General features: G+C 46.1%; 17 protein-coding genes and 2 pseudogenes. 15 read left to right on the top strand and 4 right to left on the bottom strand.

Annotation, left to right across the window (positions count from 1 at the left end):
• Positions 1–9 precede the first annotated feature (9 nt).
• From AC0OMU_RS21525 to AC0OMU_RS21510, 4 genes and pseudogenes are all read left to right on the top strand, one after another.
• The gene (locus AC0OMU_RS21525) at positions 10–804 is read left to right on the top strand and encodes an MBL fold metallo-hydrolase (RefSeq protein ID WP_474241550.1); all 795 of its coding nucleotides are present in this window, start codon (positions 10–12) and stop codon (positions 802–804) included.
• Positions 805–885: 81 nt separating this feature from the next.
• Positions 886–2,088 (top strand): serine protease HtrC, encoded by a 1,203-nt coding sequence (gene htrC, locus AC0OMU_RS21520; RefSeq protein ID WP_021481077.1) that lies wholly within the window; start codon positions 886–888, stop codon positions 2,086–2,088.
• 19 nt (positions 2,089–2,107) lie between these two features.
• Positions 2,108–2,234: pseudogene (locus AC0OMU_RS21515) on the top strand (hypothetical protein).
• A gap of 112 nt (positions 2,235–2,346) precedes the next feature.
• Positions 2,347–2,535: pseudogene (locus AC0OMU_RS21510) on the top strand (ATP-binding protein); the annotation flags it as partial.
• Here the strand turns inward: AC0OMU_RS21510 and rocR are convergent.
• Positions 2,517–3,902 carry an arginine utilization regulatory protein RocR gene (gene rocR, locus AC0OMU_RS21505; RefSeq protein ID WP_063335901.1) on the bottom strand — a complete coding sequence of 462 codons (1,386 nt, stop codon included), beginning with the start codon at positions 3,900–3,902 and terminating at the stop codon, positions 2,517–2,519. The pseudogene AC0OMU_RS21510 and the gene rocR sit on opposite strands and share 19 nt — an antisense overlap.
• A gap of 240 nt (positions 3,903–4,142) precedes the next feature.
• On the opposite strand from rocR, the gene rocD reads away from it, so the two are divergent.
• The 3 genes from rocD to rocF all read left to right on the top strand — a co-directional run bounded on the left by rocD (position 4,143) and on the right by rocF (position 7,937).
• Positions 4,143–5,348, top strand: a complete 1,206-nt coding sequence (gene rocD, locus AC0OMU_RS21500; RefSeq protein ID WP_474241548.1) for an ornithine aminotransferase — start codon at positions 4,143–4,145, stop codon at positions 5,346–5,348.
• 222 nt (positions 5,349–5,570) lie between these two features.
• A complete protein-coding gene (locus AC0OMU_RS21495; RefSeq protein ID WP_032730280.1) occupies positions 5,571–6,974 on the top strand; it encodes an amino acid permease in 1,404 nt (467 codons plus the stop codon).
• Between the two features lie 72 nt (positions 6,975–7,046).
• Positions 7,047–7,937 (top strand): arginase, encoded by an 891-nt coding sequence (gene rocF / locus AC0OMU_RS21490; RefSeq protein ID WP_003226959.1) that lies wholly within the window; start codon positions 7,047–7,049, stop codon positions 7,935–7,937.
• A 35-nt stretch (positions 7,938–7,972) separates the two neighbouring features.
• On the opposite strand, the gene AC0OMU_RS21485 is transcribed toward rocF, so the two are convergent.
• Both AC0OMU_RS21485 and rapG read right to left on the bottom strand, forming a co-directional pair.
• Positions 7,973–8,089, bottom strand: coding sequence for a Phr family secreted Rap phosphatase inhibitor (locus AC0OMU_RS21485; protein WP_003226961.1), 117 nt, complete (start codon positions 8,087–8,089; stop codon positions 7,973–7,975).
• Positions 8,090–9,187 carry a response regulator aspartate phosphatase RapG gene (gene rapG, locus AC0OMU_RS21480; protein WP_017695778.1) on the bottom strand — a complete coding sequence of 366 codons (1,098 nt, stop codon included), beginning with the start codon at positions 9,185–9,187 and terminating at the stop codon, positions 8,090–8,092. It abuts the gene before it with no gap.
• A gap of 110 nt (positions 9,188–9,297) precedes the next feature.
• Between rapG and AC0OMU_RS21475 the strand changes: the two genes are divergently transcribed.
• The 6 genes from AC0OMU_RS21475 to fdhA all read left to right on the top strand — a co-directional run bounded on the left by AC0OMU_RS21475 (position 9,298) and on the right by fdhA (position 13,649).
• Positions 9,298–9,768, top strand: a complete 471-nt coding sequence (locus AC0OMU_RS21475; protein WP_064671695.1) for a GNAT family N-acetyltransferase — start codon at positions 9,298–9,300, stop codon at positions 9,766–9,768.
• A gap of 141 nt (positions 9,769–9,909) precedes the next feature.
• Complete coding sequence (locus tag AC0OMU_RS21470) at positions 9,910–10,647, top strand: YiiX/YebB-like N1pC/P60 family cysteine hydrolase (protein WP_474241544.1); 738 nt, start codon at positions 9,910–9,912, stop codon at positions 10,645–10,647.
• A 10-nt stretch (positions 10,648–10,657) separates the two neighbouring features.
• A complete protein-coding gene (locus AC0OMU_RS21465) occupies positions 10,658–11,821 on the top strand; it encodes a hypothetical protein (RefSeq protein WP_474241542.1) in 1,164 nt (387 codons plus the stop codon).
• A gap of 15 nt (positions 11,822–11,836) precedes the next feature.
• Entirely contained in the window at positions 11,837–12,085 is a 249-nt protein-coding gene (locus AC0OMU_RS21460) for a DUF2651 family protein (protein ID WP_181220354.1), read from the top strand.
• Between the two features lie 104 nt (positions 12,086–12,189).
• Positions 12,190–12,360: a hypothetical protein gene (locus AC0OMU_RS21455; RefSeq protein ID WP_124047775.1), complete on the top strand. Its 171-nt coding sequence runs from the start codon at positions 12,190–12,192 to the stop codon at positions 12,358–12,360.
• Positions 12,361–12,422: 62 nt separating this feature from the next.
• Entirely contained in the window at positions 12,423–13,649 is a 1,227-nt protein-coding gene (gene fdhA / locus AC0OMU_RS21450) for a formaldehyde dehydrogenase, glutathione-independent (protein ID WP_474241540.1), read from the top strand.
• A 34-nt stretch (positions 13,650–13,683) separates the two neighbouring features.
• Here fdhA and AC0OMU_RS21445 read toward each other — a convergent pair whose 3' ends face one another.
• Entirely contained in the window at positions 13,684–14,097 is a 414-nt protein-coding gene (locus AC0OMU_RS21445) for a hypothetical protein (RefSeq protein ID WP_181220352.1), read from the bottom strand.
• A 184-nt stretch (positions 14,098–14,281) separates the two neighbouring features.
• Here AC0OMU_RS21445 and AC0OMU_RS21440 point away from each other — a divergent pair, with 184 nt between their 5' ends.
• Together AC0OMU_RS21440 and rlmH are read left to right on the top strand one after the other, a co-directional pair.
• Positions 14,282–14,452, top strand: coding sequence for a CxxH/CxxC protein (locus tag AC0OMU_RS21440; protein WP_080344249.1), 171 nt, complete (start codon positions 14,282–14,284; stop codon positions 14,450–14,452).
• An 80-nt stretch (positions 14,453–14,532) separates the two neighbouring features.
• The gene (gene rlmH, locus AC0OMU_RS21435) at positions 14,533–15,012 is read left to right on the top strand and encodes a 23S rRNA (pseudouridine(1915)-N(3))-methyltransferase RlmH (protein WP_003226975.1); all 480 of its coding nucleotides are present in this window, start codon (positions 14,533–14,535) and stop codon (positions 15,010–15,012) included.
• Positions 15,013–15,259 lie beyond the last annotated feature (247 nt).

Raw genomic sequence — 15,259 nt, 5'->3', positions numbered from 1 at the left:
GAGACAAACATGAGCTTGCAATTTAGCGTACTTGCGAGCGGGAGTACGGGAAATGCGTTTTACCTCGAAACAGAGAATCACGCATTTTTAGTGGACGCCGGTTTGAGCGGAAAAGCCATGGATGGGCTGATGGCGCAGATCGGGCGTAAGCTGGATGATGTAGACGGCATTTTTGTGACGCATGAGCATAGTGACCATATTAAGGGCCTTGGTGTCGTCGCCAGAAAGTACAAGCTTCCGATCTATGCGAATGAGAAGACTTGGAAAGCGATGGAGAATCAAATCGGCAAAATTGACACCGATCAAAAGTTTGTATTTCCAATGGAGACGGTGAAGTCGTTTGGCGGACTTGATGTTGAATCGTTTGGCGTCTCCCACGATGCGGCGGAACCGATGTTTTATGTGTTCCATTATAACGGCCGAAAGCTCGCGTTAATGACAGATACGGGATATGTCAGCGACCGGATGAAAGGCATTATCCGTTCAGCGAATGTGTTTGTGTTTGAAAGCAATCACGATGTCGGTATGCTGCAAATGGGAAGATACCCATGGAGCATTAAGCGGCGGATTTTAAGTGACGTCGGGCACGTGTCAAATGAAGATGCTGCCTTGGCGATGACGGATGTCATTGGCGATAAGACGTCCCGTATTTACCTGGCGCATTTGAGCCAGGACAATAACATGAAGGAGCTGGCAAGAATGTCTGTACAGCAGACATTGGCTTCTAAAGGATTTGTGACGGGCGAGACATTTGACTTATACGACACAGATCCGAAGAAGGCCACTCCGCTTTGCGCTGTATAATTTTTCTATGTAAATCATGACTATTCTAGGAGTTTCTAACCCACAATATAACCATATTAACGTTCTTGGAAAGGATGGAATATGGTGGATTACGAACGTGAGGAAGAACATACTACTCCTGAACAGCCAAAGAGAAGCAAAAAAGGATATTTTCTTTCGAGTCTGATTGGCGTGATTGTCGGTGCCGTATTAATGGCGTTTATCATGCCGTATCTTTCAAATGAAGGGCTAGATACGGGCGCTTTAGATCAGCAGCAGAACAACAACGGCCGGGAATCAATCAGGACGGTGAATGTCAGTGTCAACAATGCCGTCACCAAGATTGTCAGCAATGTGTCGCCCGCCGTTGTCGGTGTTGTGAACATCCAAAAATCAGATATTTGGGGAGAGAGCGGCGAGGCTGGGAGCGGCTCTGGCGTCATCTATAAGAAAAATGACCATTCCGCTTATGTCGTGACCAACCATCATGTCATCGAAGGCGCTTCCCAAATTGAAATCAGCTTGAAAGACGGTTCACGTGTATCAGCTGATCTTGTCGGCAGCGACCAGCTGATGGACCTTGCCGTTTTACGGGTGAAAAGCGATAAGATTAAAGCAGTCGCCGATTTCGGAAATTCAGATAAAGTGAAGTCTGGGGAGCCGGTTATTGCGATCGGGAACCCGTTAGGCCTTGAGTTTGCTGGCTCTGTCACACAAGGCGTCATCTCAGGTACGGAGAGGGCGATCCCAGTGGATTCAAACGGTGATGGACAGCCTGACTGGAACGCAGAAGTCCTGCAAACAGATGCGGCCATTAATCCTGGGAACAGCGGCGGTGCTTTGTTAAATATGGATGGGAAGGTCATTGGCATCAATTCAATGAAAATTGCCGAGTCGGCGGTTGAAGGGATTGGCCTGTCGATTCCATCTAAGCTCGTGATCCCTGTGATAGAGGATTTAGAGAGATACGGAAAGGTCAAACGCCCGTTCCTTGGCATTGAGATGAAATCGCTAAGCGACATCGCAAGCTATCATTGGGATGAAACATTAAAGCTTCCTAAGAATGTCACCAATGGAGCGGTTGTGATGGGTGTAGACGCCTTTTCACCTGCCGGAAAAGCGGGACTGAAGGAACTGGATGTCATCACGGAATTTGACGGATACAAAGTAAATGATATTGTTGACCTGCGAAAACGGCTTTATCAGAAAAAAGTCGGTGACCGGGTGAAGGTGAAGTTTTACCGCGGCGGAAAAGAAAAATCTGTAGACATCAAGCTGTCCTCCGCAGACCAATTAGGCAGTTAATAAAAGCAGTCTGGCATCGTTGCCAGGCTGTTTTGATATGCAAAAAAACTGAACAGGGGTCACGCCCGTTCAGTTGAAAAGGATATATCGAATATGAAGAAAAATACAAGATGGATGTTACACGTGAAACAGCAAACAGCAGTTAGCTGCAAATACTTCCGTTCTCTGCATGGACTTTAATGGTTTGTTCCGTGTGGTTGCTGGCTGTACACATAGATGCCATTTCTTTTTTCAATGCAGAAGAAGTAACGTTTTTTAGTGTTTGACCGATTTTACAGGGCAGACCCATCCCGCTCCCGGAAATATGGAGGTTCGGGATTAGGCCTTGCCATAACGAAATCGATTATCGACAGCCACAATGGGACGATTGAAGTGAAAAGTGAAATCGGTAGAGATACTGTTTTCCTGATCAGGCTTCCTGCCCCGGATTATTCGTTAGACGAGTGAGAAAATTTCTTCAGCCGATATTGGAGGCTTTGTCTGCTGATGCCAAGCTCCTGAGCAGCTTTCGAGATGTTATGGCCGTGTTTTCTTAACACGTTCTCTATCACATATTTTTCGAAGCTCTCCATTTTTTCTTTTAAGTCCGCGGCCGGCTGGTGTCTTGGTGTTTCCGGCTCTGGGATGTCAGCCGGCTTGATTTTCATGCGGTATTGATAGGGCAGATGGGAGGCCGTAATCGTTTGCTCGTCCGTCATGAAATTCATTGCGCCTTCAATCATATGCTCAAGCTCGCGAATATTTCCCGGCCAGTCATAAGAAAGGAAAAATTGCTTCACGTCTTCGCTGATGTGTTCAACATTCATTTGGAACAGATGGTTGTTTTTCTGGATGAACTCCGACGCGAGAAGCAAAATGTCTTCTTTTCGTTCCCGAAGCGGCGGGATGATCAGTGTGACGACACTCAGCCTGTAATACAAGTCCTTCCGCATTCGTTCGCCGGCAATCGCGTCAATTGGGTCTTCATTCATCGTGGCAATAATACGTACGTCAATCGGTGTATCCTTTGTCGAACCAATGCGCCTGATTTTCCGTTCTTGAAGGGCGCGCAGCAGCTTCGCCTGAAGGCTGAGATTCAGCGAGTTGATTTCATCTAACAGCAGCGTCCCGCCGTGAGCTTGTTCAAACAGGCCGGGCTGGTCGACAGCGCCGGTAAACGCGCCTTTTTTCGTCCCAAACAAAATGCTTTCCACAAGGCTGTCTGGCAGTGCCGCACAGTTTTGCGAAATAAACGGGCCGCCTGAACGATCGCTGCCATTATGAATACTTTGCGCGAACAGCTCTTTTCCCGTGCCGGTTTCGCCTGCGAGAAGGACAGATGATGACGTGCGGGTTGCCCGCTTGGCGTTTTCGATGACGTCTTGAATGGCCGGGCTGGTGCCGAGGATGCTGTCAAACGTATAGGTGGTGCTGCCTTTTTTGTTCATATTTTCCCTGATCAGCCGTTCAAGCTTTGTCACATCCTTGGCAATTTCAACGGCGCCCTTGATTTTGCCGTCCTGGACGATGGGATATGTATGATTGATCGTCGTAATTTCCTGGCCTTTATTATTGAAATAGCTCTGTTTGACGTTTTTAATCGTCTTGCCTTCCTGAAGAGCCTGTACCAGTGTGCTGTCCTGCTGCTTTGAAAACATAAACACATCCATCAGGTTTTTATTCAAGACGTCATGCTTCTCCATATCTTCAATCTGCATCATTTTATTGTTATAAACGATTGTGTTTCCATGCTCGTCTACCACGTGCAGGCCAACATCGATTTCATCTAAAATACTCTGAAAAACCAATGTGAGGAATTCGCTGTCTTTGACCACTGTATGAACCTCCCTCAATTATTTTCTTAATATTGCTTCTATTTTATAAAAAAATGGAGAGGATATGCAAAAGAATTTTGCACTTGCTGGAATTTTTGCTCGAAATATCAGAATGTTTTTGCACCTTGTCCTCGAAAATTGTAGAAAACACACGAATTCTTGATTTGGCACAGAACTTGCATTTATATAAAGGGAAAGCAGGATAACATGTTGAAACAGAAAACAAGGGGGAATTCAAATATGTCAGCTTTATCTAAATCCAAAGAAATTATTGATCAGACGTCTCATTACGGAGCCAACAATTATCATCCGCTCCCGATTGTTATTTCTGAAGCGCTGGGTGCTTGGGTAAAGGACCCGGAAGGCAATGAATATATGGATATGCTGAGTGCTTACTCTGCGGTAAACCAGGGTCACAGACACCCGAAAATCATTCAGGCATTAAAGGATCAGGCTGATAAAATTACCCTCACGTCACGCGCGTTTCATAACGATCAGCTTGGGCCTTTTTACGAAAAAACAGCTAAACTGACAGGCAAAGAGATGATTCTGCCGATGAATACAGGAGCTGAAGCGGTTGAATCTGCAGTGAAAGCGGCGAGACGCTGGGCGTATGAAGTGAAGGGCGTAGCTGACAATCAAGCGGAAATTATCGCATGTGTCGGGAACTTCCACGGCCGCACAATGCTGGCGGTATCTCTTTCTTCTGAAGAGGAATATAAACGAGGATTCGGCCCGATGCTTCCGGGAATCAAACTCATTCCTTACGGCGATGTGGAAGCGCTTCGACAGGCCATTACGCCGAATACAGCGGCATTCTTGTTTGAGCCGATTCAAGGCGAAGCGGGCATTGTGATTCCGCCGGAAGGATTTTTACAGGAAGCGGCGGCAATTTGTAAGGAAGAGAATGTCTTGTTTATTGCGGATGAAATTCAAACGGGTCTCGGACGTACAGGCAAGACATTTGCCTGTGACTGGGACGGCATTGTTCCGGATATGTATATCTTGGGCAAAGCGCTTGGCGGCGGTGTGTTCCCAATCTCATGTATTGCGGCGGACCGCGAGATCCTAGGCGTATTTAACCCTGGCTCACACGGTTCAACATTTGGCGGAAACCCGCTTGCATGTGCAGTGTCTATCGCTTCATTAGAAGTGCTGGAGGATGAAAAGCTGGCGGATCGTTCTCTTGAGCTTGGCGAATACTTTAAAAGCGAGCTTGAGAGCATTGACAGCCCGTTTATTAAAGAAGTCCGCGGCAGAGGCCTGTTTATCGGTGTGGAATTGACGGAAGCGGCACGTCCGTATTGTGAGCGTTTGAAGGAAGAAGGGCTTTTATGCAAGGAAACGCATGATACAGTCATTCGTTTTGCACCGCCATTAATCATTTCCAAAGAGGATTTGGATTGGGCAATAGAGAAAATTAAGCACGTGCTGCAAAACGCATAAATCCGCACCATGGCGGGATATTCACTTCGTTTGTATAAATTTACAACAGAAAAATCAGCACTCCCTATTTGCTCAGCTACAGTATTTTAGTATAATGTATCTTTATGAGAAGAAGTGAATTTTATATTAAATAGATAGAGACTCTTTGGACAGCAAACTGGGATAGCACCATGCAGATGTTCCAGCTTAGATCCAATACAAGTTGCTGAAGGGGTGCAGAATGTGAATACAAACCAAGATAACGGAAATCAGCTCCAGCGGACAATGAAATCACGCCATTTGTTCATGATTTCATTGGGCGGAGTGATCGGAACCGGTTTCTTCCTTGGAACCGGGTTTACCATTAACCAAGCGGGACCGCTCGGCGCGGTTCTGTCCTATTTAGTGGGCGGCTTTATCATGTTTTTGACGATGCTCTGCTTAGGAGAGCTGGCAGTCGCCTTTCCTGTGTCGGGGTCCTTCCAGACCTATGCGACAAAATTTATCAGCCCGGCCTTCGGGTTTGCGTTCGGCTGGCTGTACTGGCTCGGCTGGGCGGTTACATGCGCCATTGAATTCTTATCAGCGGGGCAGCTGATGCAACGCTGGTTTCCGCATATAGACGTGTGGATCTGGTGTCTGGTCTTTGCGGCTCTGATGTTTATTCTAAATGCGATCACCACAAAAGCCTTTGCGGAATCTGAATTCTGGTTCTCAGGCATTAAAATTTTGATTATCCTTTTATTTATTATTCTCGGCGGAGCTGCCATGTTTGGCCTGATTGATCTGAAGGGTGGAGAGCATGCGCCGTTTTTGACACATTTTTATGAAGACGGGTTATTTCCGAACGGCATAAAGGCAATGCTGATTACGATGATTACCGTGAACTTTGCGTTTCAGGGGACTGAGCTGATCGGGGTTGCAGCCGGAGAAAGTGAAGACCCTGAAAAAACGATTCCACGGTCAATCAAACAGACAGTATGGAGAACGCTTGTCTTCTTTGTGCTTTCAATCATTGTCATTGCCGGCATGATTCCGTGGAAACAGGCGGGTGTCGTGGAAAGTCCATTTGTTGCCGTATTTGAGCAAATCGGAATCCCATATGCAGCTGATATCATGAACTTTGTTATTTTAATCGCGCTGTTATCCGTTGCGAATTCAGGTTTATACGCATCGACACGTATTCTGTACGCGATGGCGAATGAAGGACAGGCCTTCAAAGCGCTCGGAAAAACAAATCAGCGCGGTGTGCCGATGTACTCGTTAATCGTAACGATGGCTGTGGCCTGCCTATCACTTCTGACAAAGTTTGCGCAGGCTGAAACTGTATATATGGTACTGTTATCTTTGGCGGGTATGAGCGCGCAGGTCGGCTGGATTACGATTTCGCTTTCCCAAATCATGTTCAGACGCAAATATATCCGTGAGGGCGGGAAGATAGAAGATTTGAAATTTAAAACACCGCTGTACCCGGTGCTTCCGCTGATCGGCCTAACGTTAAATACGGTCGTGCTCATCAGTCTTGCATTTGATCCGGAGCAGCGTATCGCGCTGTATTGCGGCGTACCGTTTATGGTCATTTGCTACATCATTTATCATGTCGTCATTAAAAAACGCCAGCAGGCGAATCGTCAGCTAGAGCTTTAAAACGTTGTCCGCAAGTCATCTTTGTTAGAACCCGCATAGGACATTATCTTAAATGTTGAGGTGGAATCACAGATGGATAAAACGATTTCGGTTATTGGAATGCCAATGGATTTAGGACAAGCACGACGCGGAGTGGATATGGGCCCGAGTGCCATCCGGTACGCTCATCTGATCGAGCGGCTCTCAGACATGGGGTATACGGTTGAAGATCTCGGTGACATTCCGATCAACCGCGAAAAAATCAAAAATGACGAGGAACTGAAAAACCTGAATTCCGTTTTGGCGGGAAATGAAAAACTCGCGCAAAAGGTCAACAAAGTCATTGAAGAGAAAAAATTCCCGCTTGTCCTGGGCGGTGACCACAGTATTGCGATCGGCACGCTTGCAGGCACAGCGAAGCATTACGATAATCTCGGCGTCATCTGGTATGACGCGCACGGAGATTTGAATACACTTGAAACTTCACCATCGGGCAATATTCACGGCATGCCGCTCGCGGTCAGCCTTGGCATTGGCCACGAGTCACTGGTTAACCTTGAAGGCTACGCGCCTAAAATCAAACCGGAAAACGTCGTCATCATTGGCGCCCGGTCACTTGATGAAGGGGAGCGCAAGTACATTAAGGAAAGCGGCATGAAGGTGTACACAATGCACGAAATCGACCGTCTTGGCATGACAAAGGTCATTGAAGAAACCCTTGATTATTTATCAGCATGTGATGGCGTCCATCTGAGCCTTGATCTGGACGGACTTGATCCGAACGACGCACCGGGTGTCGGAACCCCTGTCGTCGGCGGCATCAGCTACCGGGAGAGCCATCTGGCTATGGAAATGCTGTATGACGCAGGCATCATTACCTCAGCCGAATTCGTTGAGGTTAACCCGATCCTTGATCACAAAAACAAAACGGGTAAAACAGCAGTAGAGCTCGTAGAATCCCTGTTAGGGAAGAAGCTGCTGTAATAAGAAAACCCCCGCATCCCGCGGGGGTTTTTCATTTATCCAATCATTTTCTCAGCGACTTTCATTTCCTGTGAGTGGGTTTGATGGTCTGCAATAAACCAACCTGATAAAATCACCGCTGCGACGCCTGCGCCAATCAGAAATCTTTTCATTTATATAACCTCCGTTCGTTTAATCAGTTCTTCAATCTGTAATGCTTCATAAAAAAAGTGGGCAGCTTCTTTGTAAAGCTCAAGTTCCCTATACCGTTCGCCAGCCAAAATGGAAAGTTCTCTTACACTGTCATACTCTTTCTCGGACAACAAGTCATCCATATGTTGTTTGCATAAGTGAAACGTTTCCGCATGACCCCCTTCTGCATAAATGGCATATAAAATGTCTATTTTTGCCTCACATATTCTATTCGGCTCAGCAGTCAATTTTTCCTTCACGTCTTGGTAATAAGATAAGGCCTGTTCTTTCTTTTTGATCTTAAACAGTTCTCGTATCAGCAAGTAGGCAGAATGATAATAATAGGCGGAGCGGGCATACTCATCGTTCCGTAGAGCCTCCTCTAATTTCGAAACCGCTTCTTCTGATTTGCCGCTTTGCGCATGAAGAAGGCCGAAGTTATGCAAAAGCTGGGCTTCAAAAAAATGATCCTCTAATTCACTCGTGATCCGAATTGCTTCGTCCAAGTAAGCCTCAGCTTCTTCAAACTGGCTCATCTCTGTAAAATTGCCTGACATGGTAATCAGCGCTGAAGCCAGCTTCTTTTTATAATCAGTCTCTTCCCTGAACGTTTTGACCGCTTGCCGTGTATGATTGAGGGATACAATATTTTGTCCCAGCTTATAATAGAGCTTTCCGACCTTCAGGTGAAATTCGGCTTTTTCAATCGGATCGGGAATGTTGTCGAGATACTGCTCTGCATCTTTATACAGCCCAATGGCAATGTCATAATTATTTTTATAGGCCTCATACATGCCTTCAAACAGAAAAAAGTAATATTTCAGCATGTCAGACGTAGCATTCATATGAGAAGGCTCCTCATGCTGAAAGCCCTGTCCTCTCGCCTCGTGAAGCAAAACCTTGTGGCGCAGTTCCAATAAGGAGAAGTAGGCCAGCACCTCCTGATCCTCTTCCATGTCATCCAATAAAGGCTTCACTTCTTCAAATAAACGGGAGGACTCTTCAACTTCATGTTTCTTGATAGCAAGGTACCAATCGTTGAGCATGCTAGCGATTTCTGCGGGTGCGATCTTATTCATGTGAAACTCCTTTCTCTAGTGACTTATCAATCTCAGTTGCTTATTCTGATAGTAACACCTCTTTCTATTTTATGTAAAATCCTCTAGTCAATATATGAAGGAGAGATGATATGACAATTATGCTGAGCCCTATGCAGACAGAAGAATTTCGGTCTTATCTCACATACACAACAAAGCATTACGCGAAAGAAAAGGTAAAAGCGGGAACATGGATGCCTGAAGATGCACAGCTTTTGTCTAAGCAGGCGTTTACTGATCTGCTCCCGAAAGGGCTGGAAACACCCCATCACCATTTGTGGAGCCTCAAGCTGAATGAAAAGGATATCGTTGGCTGGCTCTGGATACATGCTGAACCGGAACATCCGCAACAGGAAGCGTTTATTTATGATTTTGGGTTATATGAACCGTATCGGGGAAAGGGCTACGCAAAGCAAGCATTGGCGGCATTAGATCAAGCAGCACGCAGTATGGGAATCCGCAAGCTGTCCCTTCATGTCTTTGCTCATAATCAGACGGCGCGAAAGCTATATGAGCAAACCGGATTTCAAGAAACAGACGTAGTGATGAGCAAGAAGATTTAATGAAAAGGGCCTGATAAAGGCCTTTTTCTGTAAATGGTTTCTAAAAATTCTGTAAATAACCTAGTTACTTTCCTTATTTTCCTAATATAATGTGGGTGAGGAAATTACCTTTCCTACACTCACAAGAAAAGAGGAGATGTAATGAAGTTGAAGAAACGAGTGTCGATGTTTTTGGTAGCGCTTACAATGTGCGGCGGCCTGTTTGTTTCTCCCGCCAAAGCCGTAAAGACCACAAATTATGCTGTAGAAATCGCCGCACTGCAGCCAGGCACGACACCGGAAGAAATCATGAAATCTGCCAGCCAGATTGCCAAACAGCAGCACGTAAAGCAGGACATTATCCTAAAACAGTTCTATAAGGAAATCACGGCTGATAAAGCAGAGGGAGACCGGCTCGCCAAGGAAAGCGGCATGTCTATCATGGGCGGGTCGTCCGGCACGAAAAAACTCCCGACAAGCGCGAAAGGCAATATCTATTACACGAACTCCTACACAGCCTACTACAATCACGGCCACGTCGGCATGTACTCCGCTGCTGACAAAATTGTTGAATCTGTCCCGAGCGACGGCGTCAGGCAGATCGCTTATAATGCCAGAGACGTGGAAGACAACTCCATTGTGCAAACCGTCAGCGTATCCTCATCTCAAAAAACAGCTGCTGCCGACTGGGCGGTATCAAAGGTCGGCGACCCATACTCATTTAACTTCGTCAATAACAGAAATACGGGCCATGACGGCGCCAAAAACTGTTCAAAGCTCCTATGGTCTGCCTTTTTGCTAAAAGCAGGGATTGATATAGACAGCAACGGAGGCTTAGGCGTGTATCCGCGCGACATCACAAGTTCTTCGTATACGACAACCATCATGACCATTTACTAAGGAGAAGGATATGAAAAAGTGGATGATTACCATCGCCATGCTGATTCTCGCAGGAATCGCACTATTTGTCTTCATTTCTCCTCTCAAAAGCCATAAAACCGTAAGTCAGCAGGATCTCAGAAACCCCGATTTCCTGGATGACAAAGAAGTCCTGCTGTATTTCTCATCCTCTGCGGATCAAGATGCATTTGGCGGCGGGAAAAGCTACGCCCTGTTTATCAGCCAGGACGGGACGCTGTCTTCCTTTAAGATGAAGGGCCTTGAGCTGGGCTCAGCAAAGGTTCACGGTGACAGCGTGATGCTGGAGGACAAAAACACGATTTATACGATCAAAAACGGCCTGCGCTCCCATAAAAGAGCCTATCAGCACACAGGCGACAGCGCAGGCTTTCTGCAAAACACGGACGGCTTTTACACCTTATACAACTCCGGCTACGACAAAAAGGGAGACGGATACCGCTCAGAGCTGTACCGGCAGATGGACGGTGAGTGGAAAAAAGACGTCATCTCCTACTACATCCGAGCCTCCGGTTTCCATGACGGCGCCATTTACGCACTTGTCCCGACAGCTGACGAAAAAGGCTATGAGCTCCTTCAGATTCAAGCAGATCAAAGGAAGCTCACTTACCACAAGATAACGGAATGGCAGTACCGGGAAGGAGCCTCAGTCGAATCCCAGCTTGCCGTGGACGATCAAGCTGTGTATGTCATGGTTCGCGGCCAAAAAGCCCGCAATCTCTATCAAATGGTCAAGATCAACAAAAAAAGCGGCAAAGTAGAGCTGCACGATATCGCCGAATACAAAAACGACGAACAAACGATATACAGCTCCATGCCCTTCAGCTTTAAAAACAGCTTTTTTCCTTATGACGGGAACCTGTATTTCATTGACGGCTTCGGAAAGGTACACAAAATCGATGCCAAGACAGGAAAAACAAACATCGCCTTCACCCTTTCCCAGGACAAAATGAAAGCCGATTTCAAAGAAATCACCCAAAAAGGCAGCAGCCTCTATTTCTTCACATACACGTATAACAAGCCTGCCTACATTGAACAGTACAGTCTGAAAACCGGAAAGAAAATGAAAGAAAAAGAGATTGGGAAGGTAAAGGATATCGTGACGCCGAAGAGTCATTTGAAGCTGTATGATGTTGAGGTGATGAAGGGGTTTTAAGGCAAGGAGGGTAGTATGGGAGCCATCGCTGTGTTATTTATCGTTTTTGGTTTTCCGATCATCGCAGGTGTATTTGGTATAGCGGGTCATTTTTTATTTAAAAGATTTTGGGTGGCACCGCTCATCGTTCTTATCACGAGCTTGATATTGTTAGTTACGTTAGCTTCGGGCAATAGCTCATTCATATTTTGGGTTGTTATGTATACGGCGATTGCGTTAGTAACAAGTATTGTCACATTATTTCTCAGGAAATTTTTTGAGTGATCTCTGTTTATGAAGAGACTGGTGTGAAGTCTCTTTTTTTGTTGAACCGAAGTTTGCAGAGGATTTTGGGTATGGTTTAGAAACGAATCTAAAGGAGGAATTACATGCAGACCAAACGGGTTATTCTTCTGGCAGTTATGATCTGCCTGGTTTCGGCCATTACTGTGTTCTTGTTAAATGGATGTAAAGTCGACTTCTTAGACATCGGCGGAACCATTATTGGCTGCTTTCTTGGCATATTTGTTGTTGTAAGAATACAGAAAAAGCAGGCGTGAGAAAGGGAAAGAGTCATGCCGAACCGAAGTCATGTTCAAGGACGCAAAGTCCAAACACATGAATGGGAGGAATGGCGTTGACAGGAAACAAAGCGGTTGTGTACAAAGGCAAAGGGACTGTAGCGGTGGAGGATATCGGTTATCCGGAGTTAATCTTGAGGGACGGGCCCGGCGTCCCGAAGGCGAATGTGAATCGAAAATGTGAGCATGGGGTTATTCTCAAAGTCATTACAACCAACATTTGCGGAAGCGACCAGCATATGGTCAGAGGCCGCACAACGGCGCCAGAAGGCTTGGTGCTCGGGCATGAAATTACGGGAGAAGTCATTGAAACGGGGCGTGATGTTGAATTTATCAAAAAAGGAGATATCGTATCCGTTCCTTTCAATATTGCCTGCGGACGCTGTGTGATGTGCAAAACGCAGAAAACGCATGTGTGCCTGAATGTCAATCCGGACCGGCCGGGATCGGCTTACGGCTACGTCGATATGGGCGGCTGGGTCGGCGGCCAGTCTGAATACGTCATGGTGCCATACGCTGATTTTCAGCTTTTGGTATTCCCTGATAAAGAACAGGCGTTAGAAAAGATTCTCGATTTGACCATGTTGTCCGACATTTTCCCGACCGGCTTCCACGGAGCTTACACAGCGGACGTGCAAACAGGTTCAACCGTTTATATCGCGGGAGCGGGGCCTGTTGGCTTGGCAGCTGCACACTCCGCTCAGCTCCTAGGCGCCTCAACCGTGATTGTCGGCGATCTGAACGAAGACAGACTGGCACAGGCGAGAAGCTTCGGCTGTGAAACGGTCAACGTGCAAAAACACGACCGCCTCGGCGAGCAAATTGAACAAATACTAGGTGAACCAACCGTTGATGCCGCAGTGGACTGTGTCGGCTTTGAAGCATCCGGACACGGCAATCAAGGAGAAGCGCCTGCCGCCGTGCTGAACTCAATCATGGACGTCACCCAGGTCGGAGGCAGCCTTGGCATTCCAGGCTTATACGTGACCGAAGATCCCGGCGCAAAGGATGCGGACGCCAAAACAGGCTCACTAAAAATCCGCTTCGGACTCGGCTGGGCCAAAGCCCACACCTTCGTCACCGGACAAACACCCGCCATGACATACAACCGCAATTTGATGAAAGCGATCCTGAGCGGCAGAGCGCAGATCGCAAAAGCAGTCAACGCCACCGTCATTTCTCTGGACGACGCGCCAAAAGGCTACAGCGACTTCGACAAAGGCGCAGCCAAAAAATTCGTCATCGATCCGCATGGAACATTGAAGTAAAAGAAAAAGCCGGACGTTCTCAGAACGCCGGCTTTTATTGCTGGTCATCTGTTTCTTCAAAGCGATCTCCTGATTCGTCTTGTACGATTAAATCCCCTTCGATTTTGTCCAGTCCAATCAGAATATAAGGGTTTTTCTCATTTGCCTTGGGAGCGGGTTTTCGCGTCACAGTTACAACCGTTTCTTTAGATGAGAATTTGACGTCTGACATCTCAAGCTGTTTGTCGTTCTCGCTGCTTCCGAGAGACACCACGACCATTTTTTTGCCTTCTGAAATGGTGAAGACTTGATATCCTTTTACGTCATCATGCATTTGAAGATAATTAGCATATAATTCTAGCTCTGAACCGCCTTCACTGATACGATCCTTCTCTAACACCCAATAAGACGGCTGACACCCAGCAAGCAACAGCATGATCACAAAAAGCCAAACCCATTTGAAGCGCAAACGCAGACCTCCCCAAACATTGTTTACATCCAACCTAACATACGAGCGAGATAGAGTCATCAACAGCTTGTTTGTCGAATTGTGGATAAAACTCAGCCCGAAGCACTACTAACATGTGAATAAATAGGTTATATTGGGAAGAGAATATTTGCAAAAACGCAAGAAACCATCGGAGGATTTGAACATGAAACAAACGTATTATTCCTGTGAAGAACACATCGAAACCGTGCTGGATATGTACATAGACGACCACGAGCTGCCGCCCGAAATCAGAAAAATCGAACATACTAACAGTTTATCCACAGGCTGTGAATTATGTGGAGACCCCGCAGTATATATAGTGGGGAACGAATGATCTTACACAAAATACAGAAAAGATATCCACAATTGTGGACAACATATATGAATAACTTGTTTCTAAAGTGGGGATGACTTGTGAATATCAATATTGTGACAATCGGAAAACTAAAAGAAAAATACCTCAAGCAAGGTATTGAAGAATACACCAAACGACTTTCGGCCTACGCAAAAATCGACATCATCGAACTCCCGGACGAAAAAGCGCCGGAAAACCTAAGCGACCAGGACATGAAAATCATAAAAGACAAAGAAGGCGACCGCATTCTATCAAAAATCAGCCCCGACGCCCATGTCATCGCCCTCGCCATCGAAGGAAAAATGAAAACATCCGAAGAACTAGCCGATACAATAGATAAGCTGGCTACTTATGGAAAAAGCAAAGTCACCTTCGTCATCGGCGGATCACTCGGATTGAGTGACGCAGTGATGAAGCGAGCGGACGAGAAGCTGTCGTTTTCAAAGATGACGTTTCCTCATCAGTTAATGCGTCTTATTCTGGTGGAGCAGATTTATCGGGCTTTTCGGATTAATCGTGGGGAGCCTTATCATAAGTGAAGTGAGGTTTAACAATCTTCATAGTTCTTTTTATACATCTGTGAAATGAGTTCTTAATGTATTTAAGTCAATTTATATAGATTATGGGCTATTCGAAGATGGAATAGAACGATTCCTGTTTAGAAGAATGTTAGATGAAGTTAAATAATGAAGTACTAGACTTGTATTATGTTATACTCGATTCCTATGTAGAGTATGACTATACACAAAGTAACTTTGTGTATTTTATAATAGCATCATTTAAATA

The sequence above is a fragment of the Bacillus sp. FAU18 genome, from assembly GCF_056033885.1.
This window is presented reverse-complemented; position numbering and strand designations above follow the sequence as displayed.

Excerpts from the sequence above, each read along its gene's own strand:
- AC0OMU_RS21485 (WP_003226961.1), bottom strand. The coding sequence starts at position 8,089 with ATGAAAAGATTTCTGATTGGCGCAGGCGTCGCAGCGGTGATTTTATCA.
- AC0OMU_RS21470 (WP_474241544.1), top strand. The coding sequence starts at position 9,910 with ATGAAGTTGAAGAAACGAGTGTCGATGTTTTTGGTAGCGCTTACAATG.
- rocD (WP_474241548.1), top strand. The coding sequence starts at position 4,143 with ATGTCAGCTTTATCTAAATCCAAAGAAATTATTGATCAGACGTCTCAT.
- AC0OMU_RS21440 (WP_080344249.1), top strand. The coding sequence starts at position 14,282 with ATGAAACAAACGTATTATTCCTGTGAAGAACACATCGAAACCGTGCTG.
- fdhA (WP_474241540.1), top strand. The coding sequence starts at position 12,423 with ATGGGAGGAATGGCGTTGACAGGAAACAAAGCGGTTGTGTACAAAGGC.
- rapG (WP_017695778.1), bottom strand. The coding sequence starts at position 9,187 with ATGAATAAGATCGCACCCGCAGAAATCGCTAGCATGCTCAACGATTGG.
- rocF (WP_003226959.1), top strand. The coding sequence starts at position 7,047 with ATGGATAAAACGATTTCGGTTATTGGAATGCCAATGGATTTAGGACAA.
- AC0OMU_RS21465 (WP_474241542.1), top strand. The coding sequence starts at position 10,658 with ATGAAAAAGTGGATGATTACCATCGCCATGCTGATTCTCGCAGGAATC.
- htrC (WP_021481077.1), top strand. The coding sequence starts at position 886 with ATGGTGGATTACGAACGTGAGGAAGAACATACTACTCCTGAACAGCCA.
- AC0OMU_RS21460 (WP_181220354.1), top strand. The coding sequence starts at position 11,837 with ATGGGAGCCATCGCTGTGTTATTTATCGTTTTTGGTTTTCCGATCATC.
- AC0OMU_RS21475 (WP_064671695.1), top strand. The coding sequence starts at position 9,298 with ATGACAATTATGCTGAGCCCTATGCAGACAGAAGAATTTCGGTCTTAT.
- AC0OMU_RS21525 (WP_474241550.1), top strand. The coding sequence starts at position 10 with ATGAGCTTGCAATTTAGCGTACTTGCGAGCGGGAGTACGGGAAATGCG.
- AC0OMU_RS21455 (WP_124047775.1), top strand. The coding sequence starts at position 12,190 with ATGCAGACCAAACGGGTTATTCTTCTGGCAGTTATGATCTGCCTGGTT.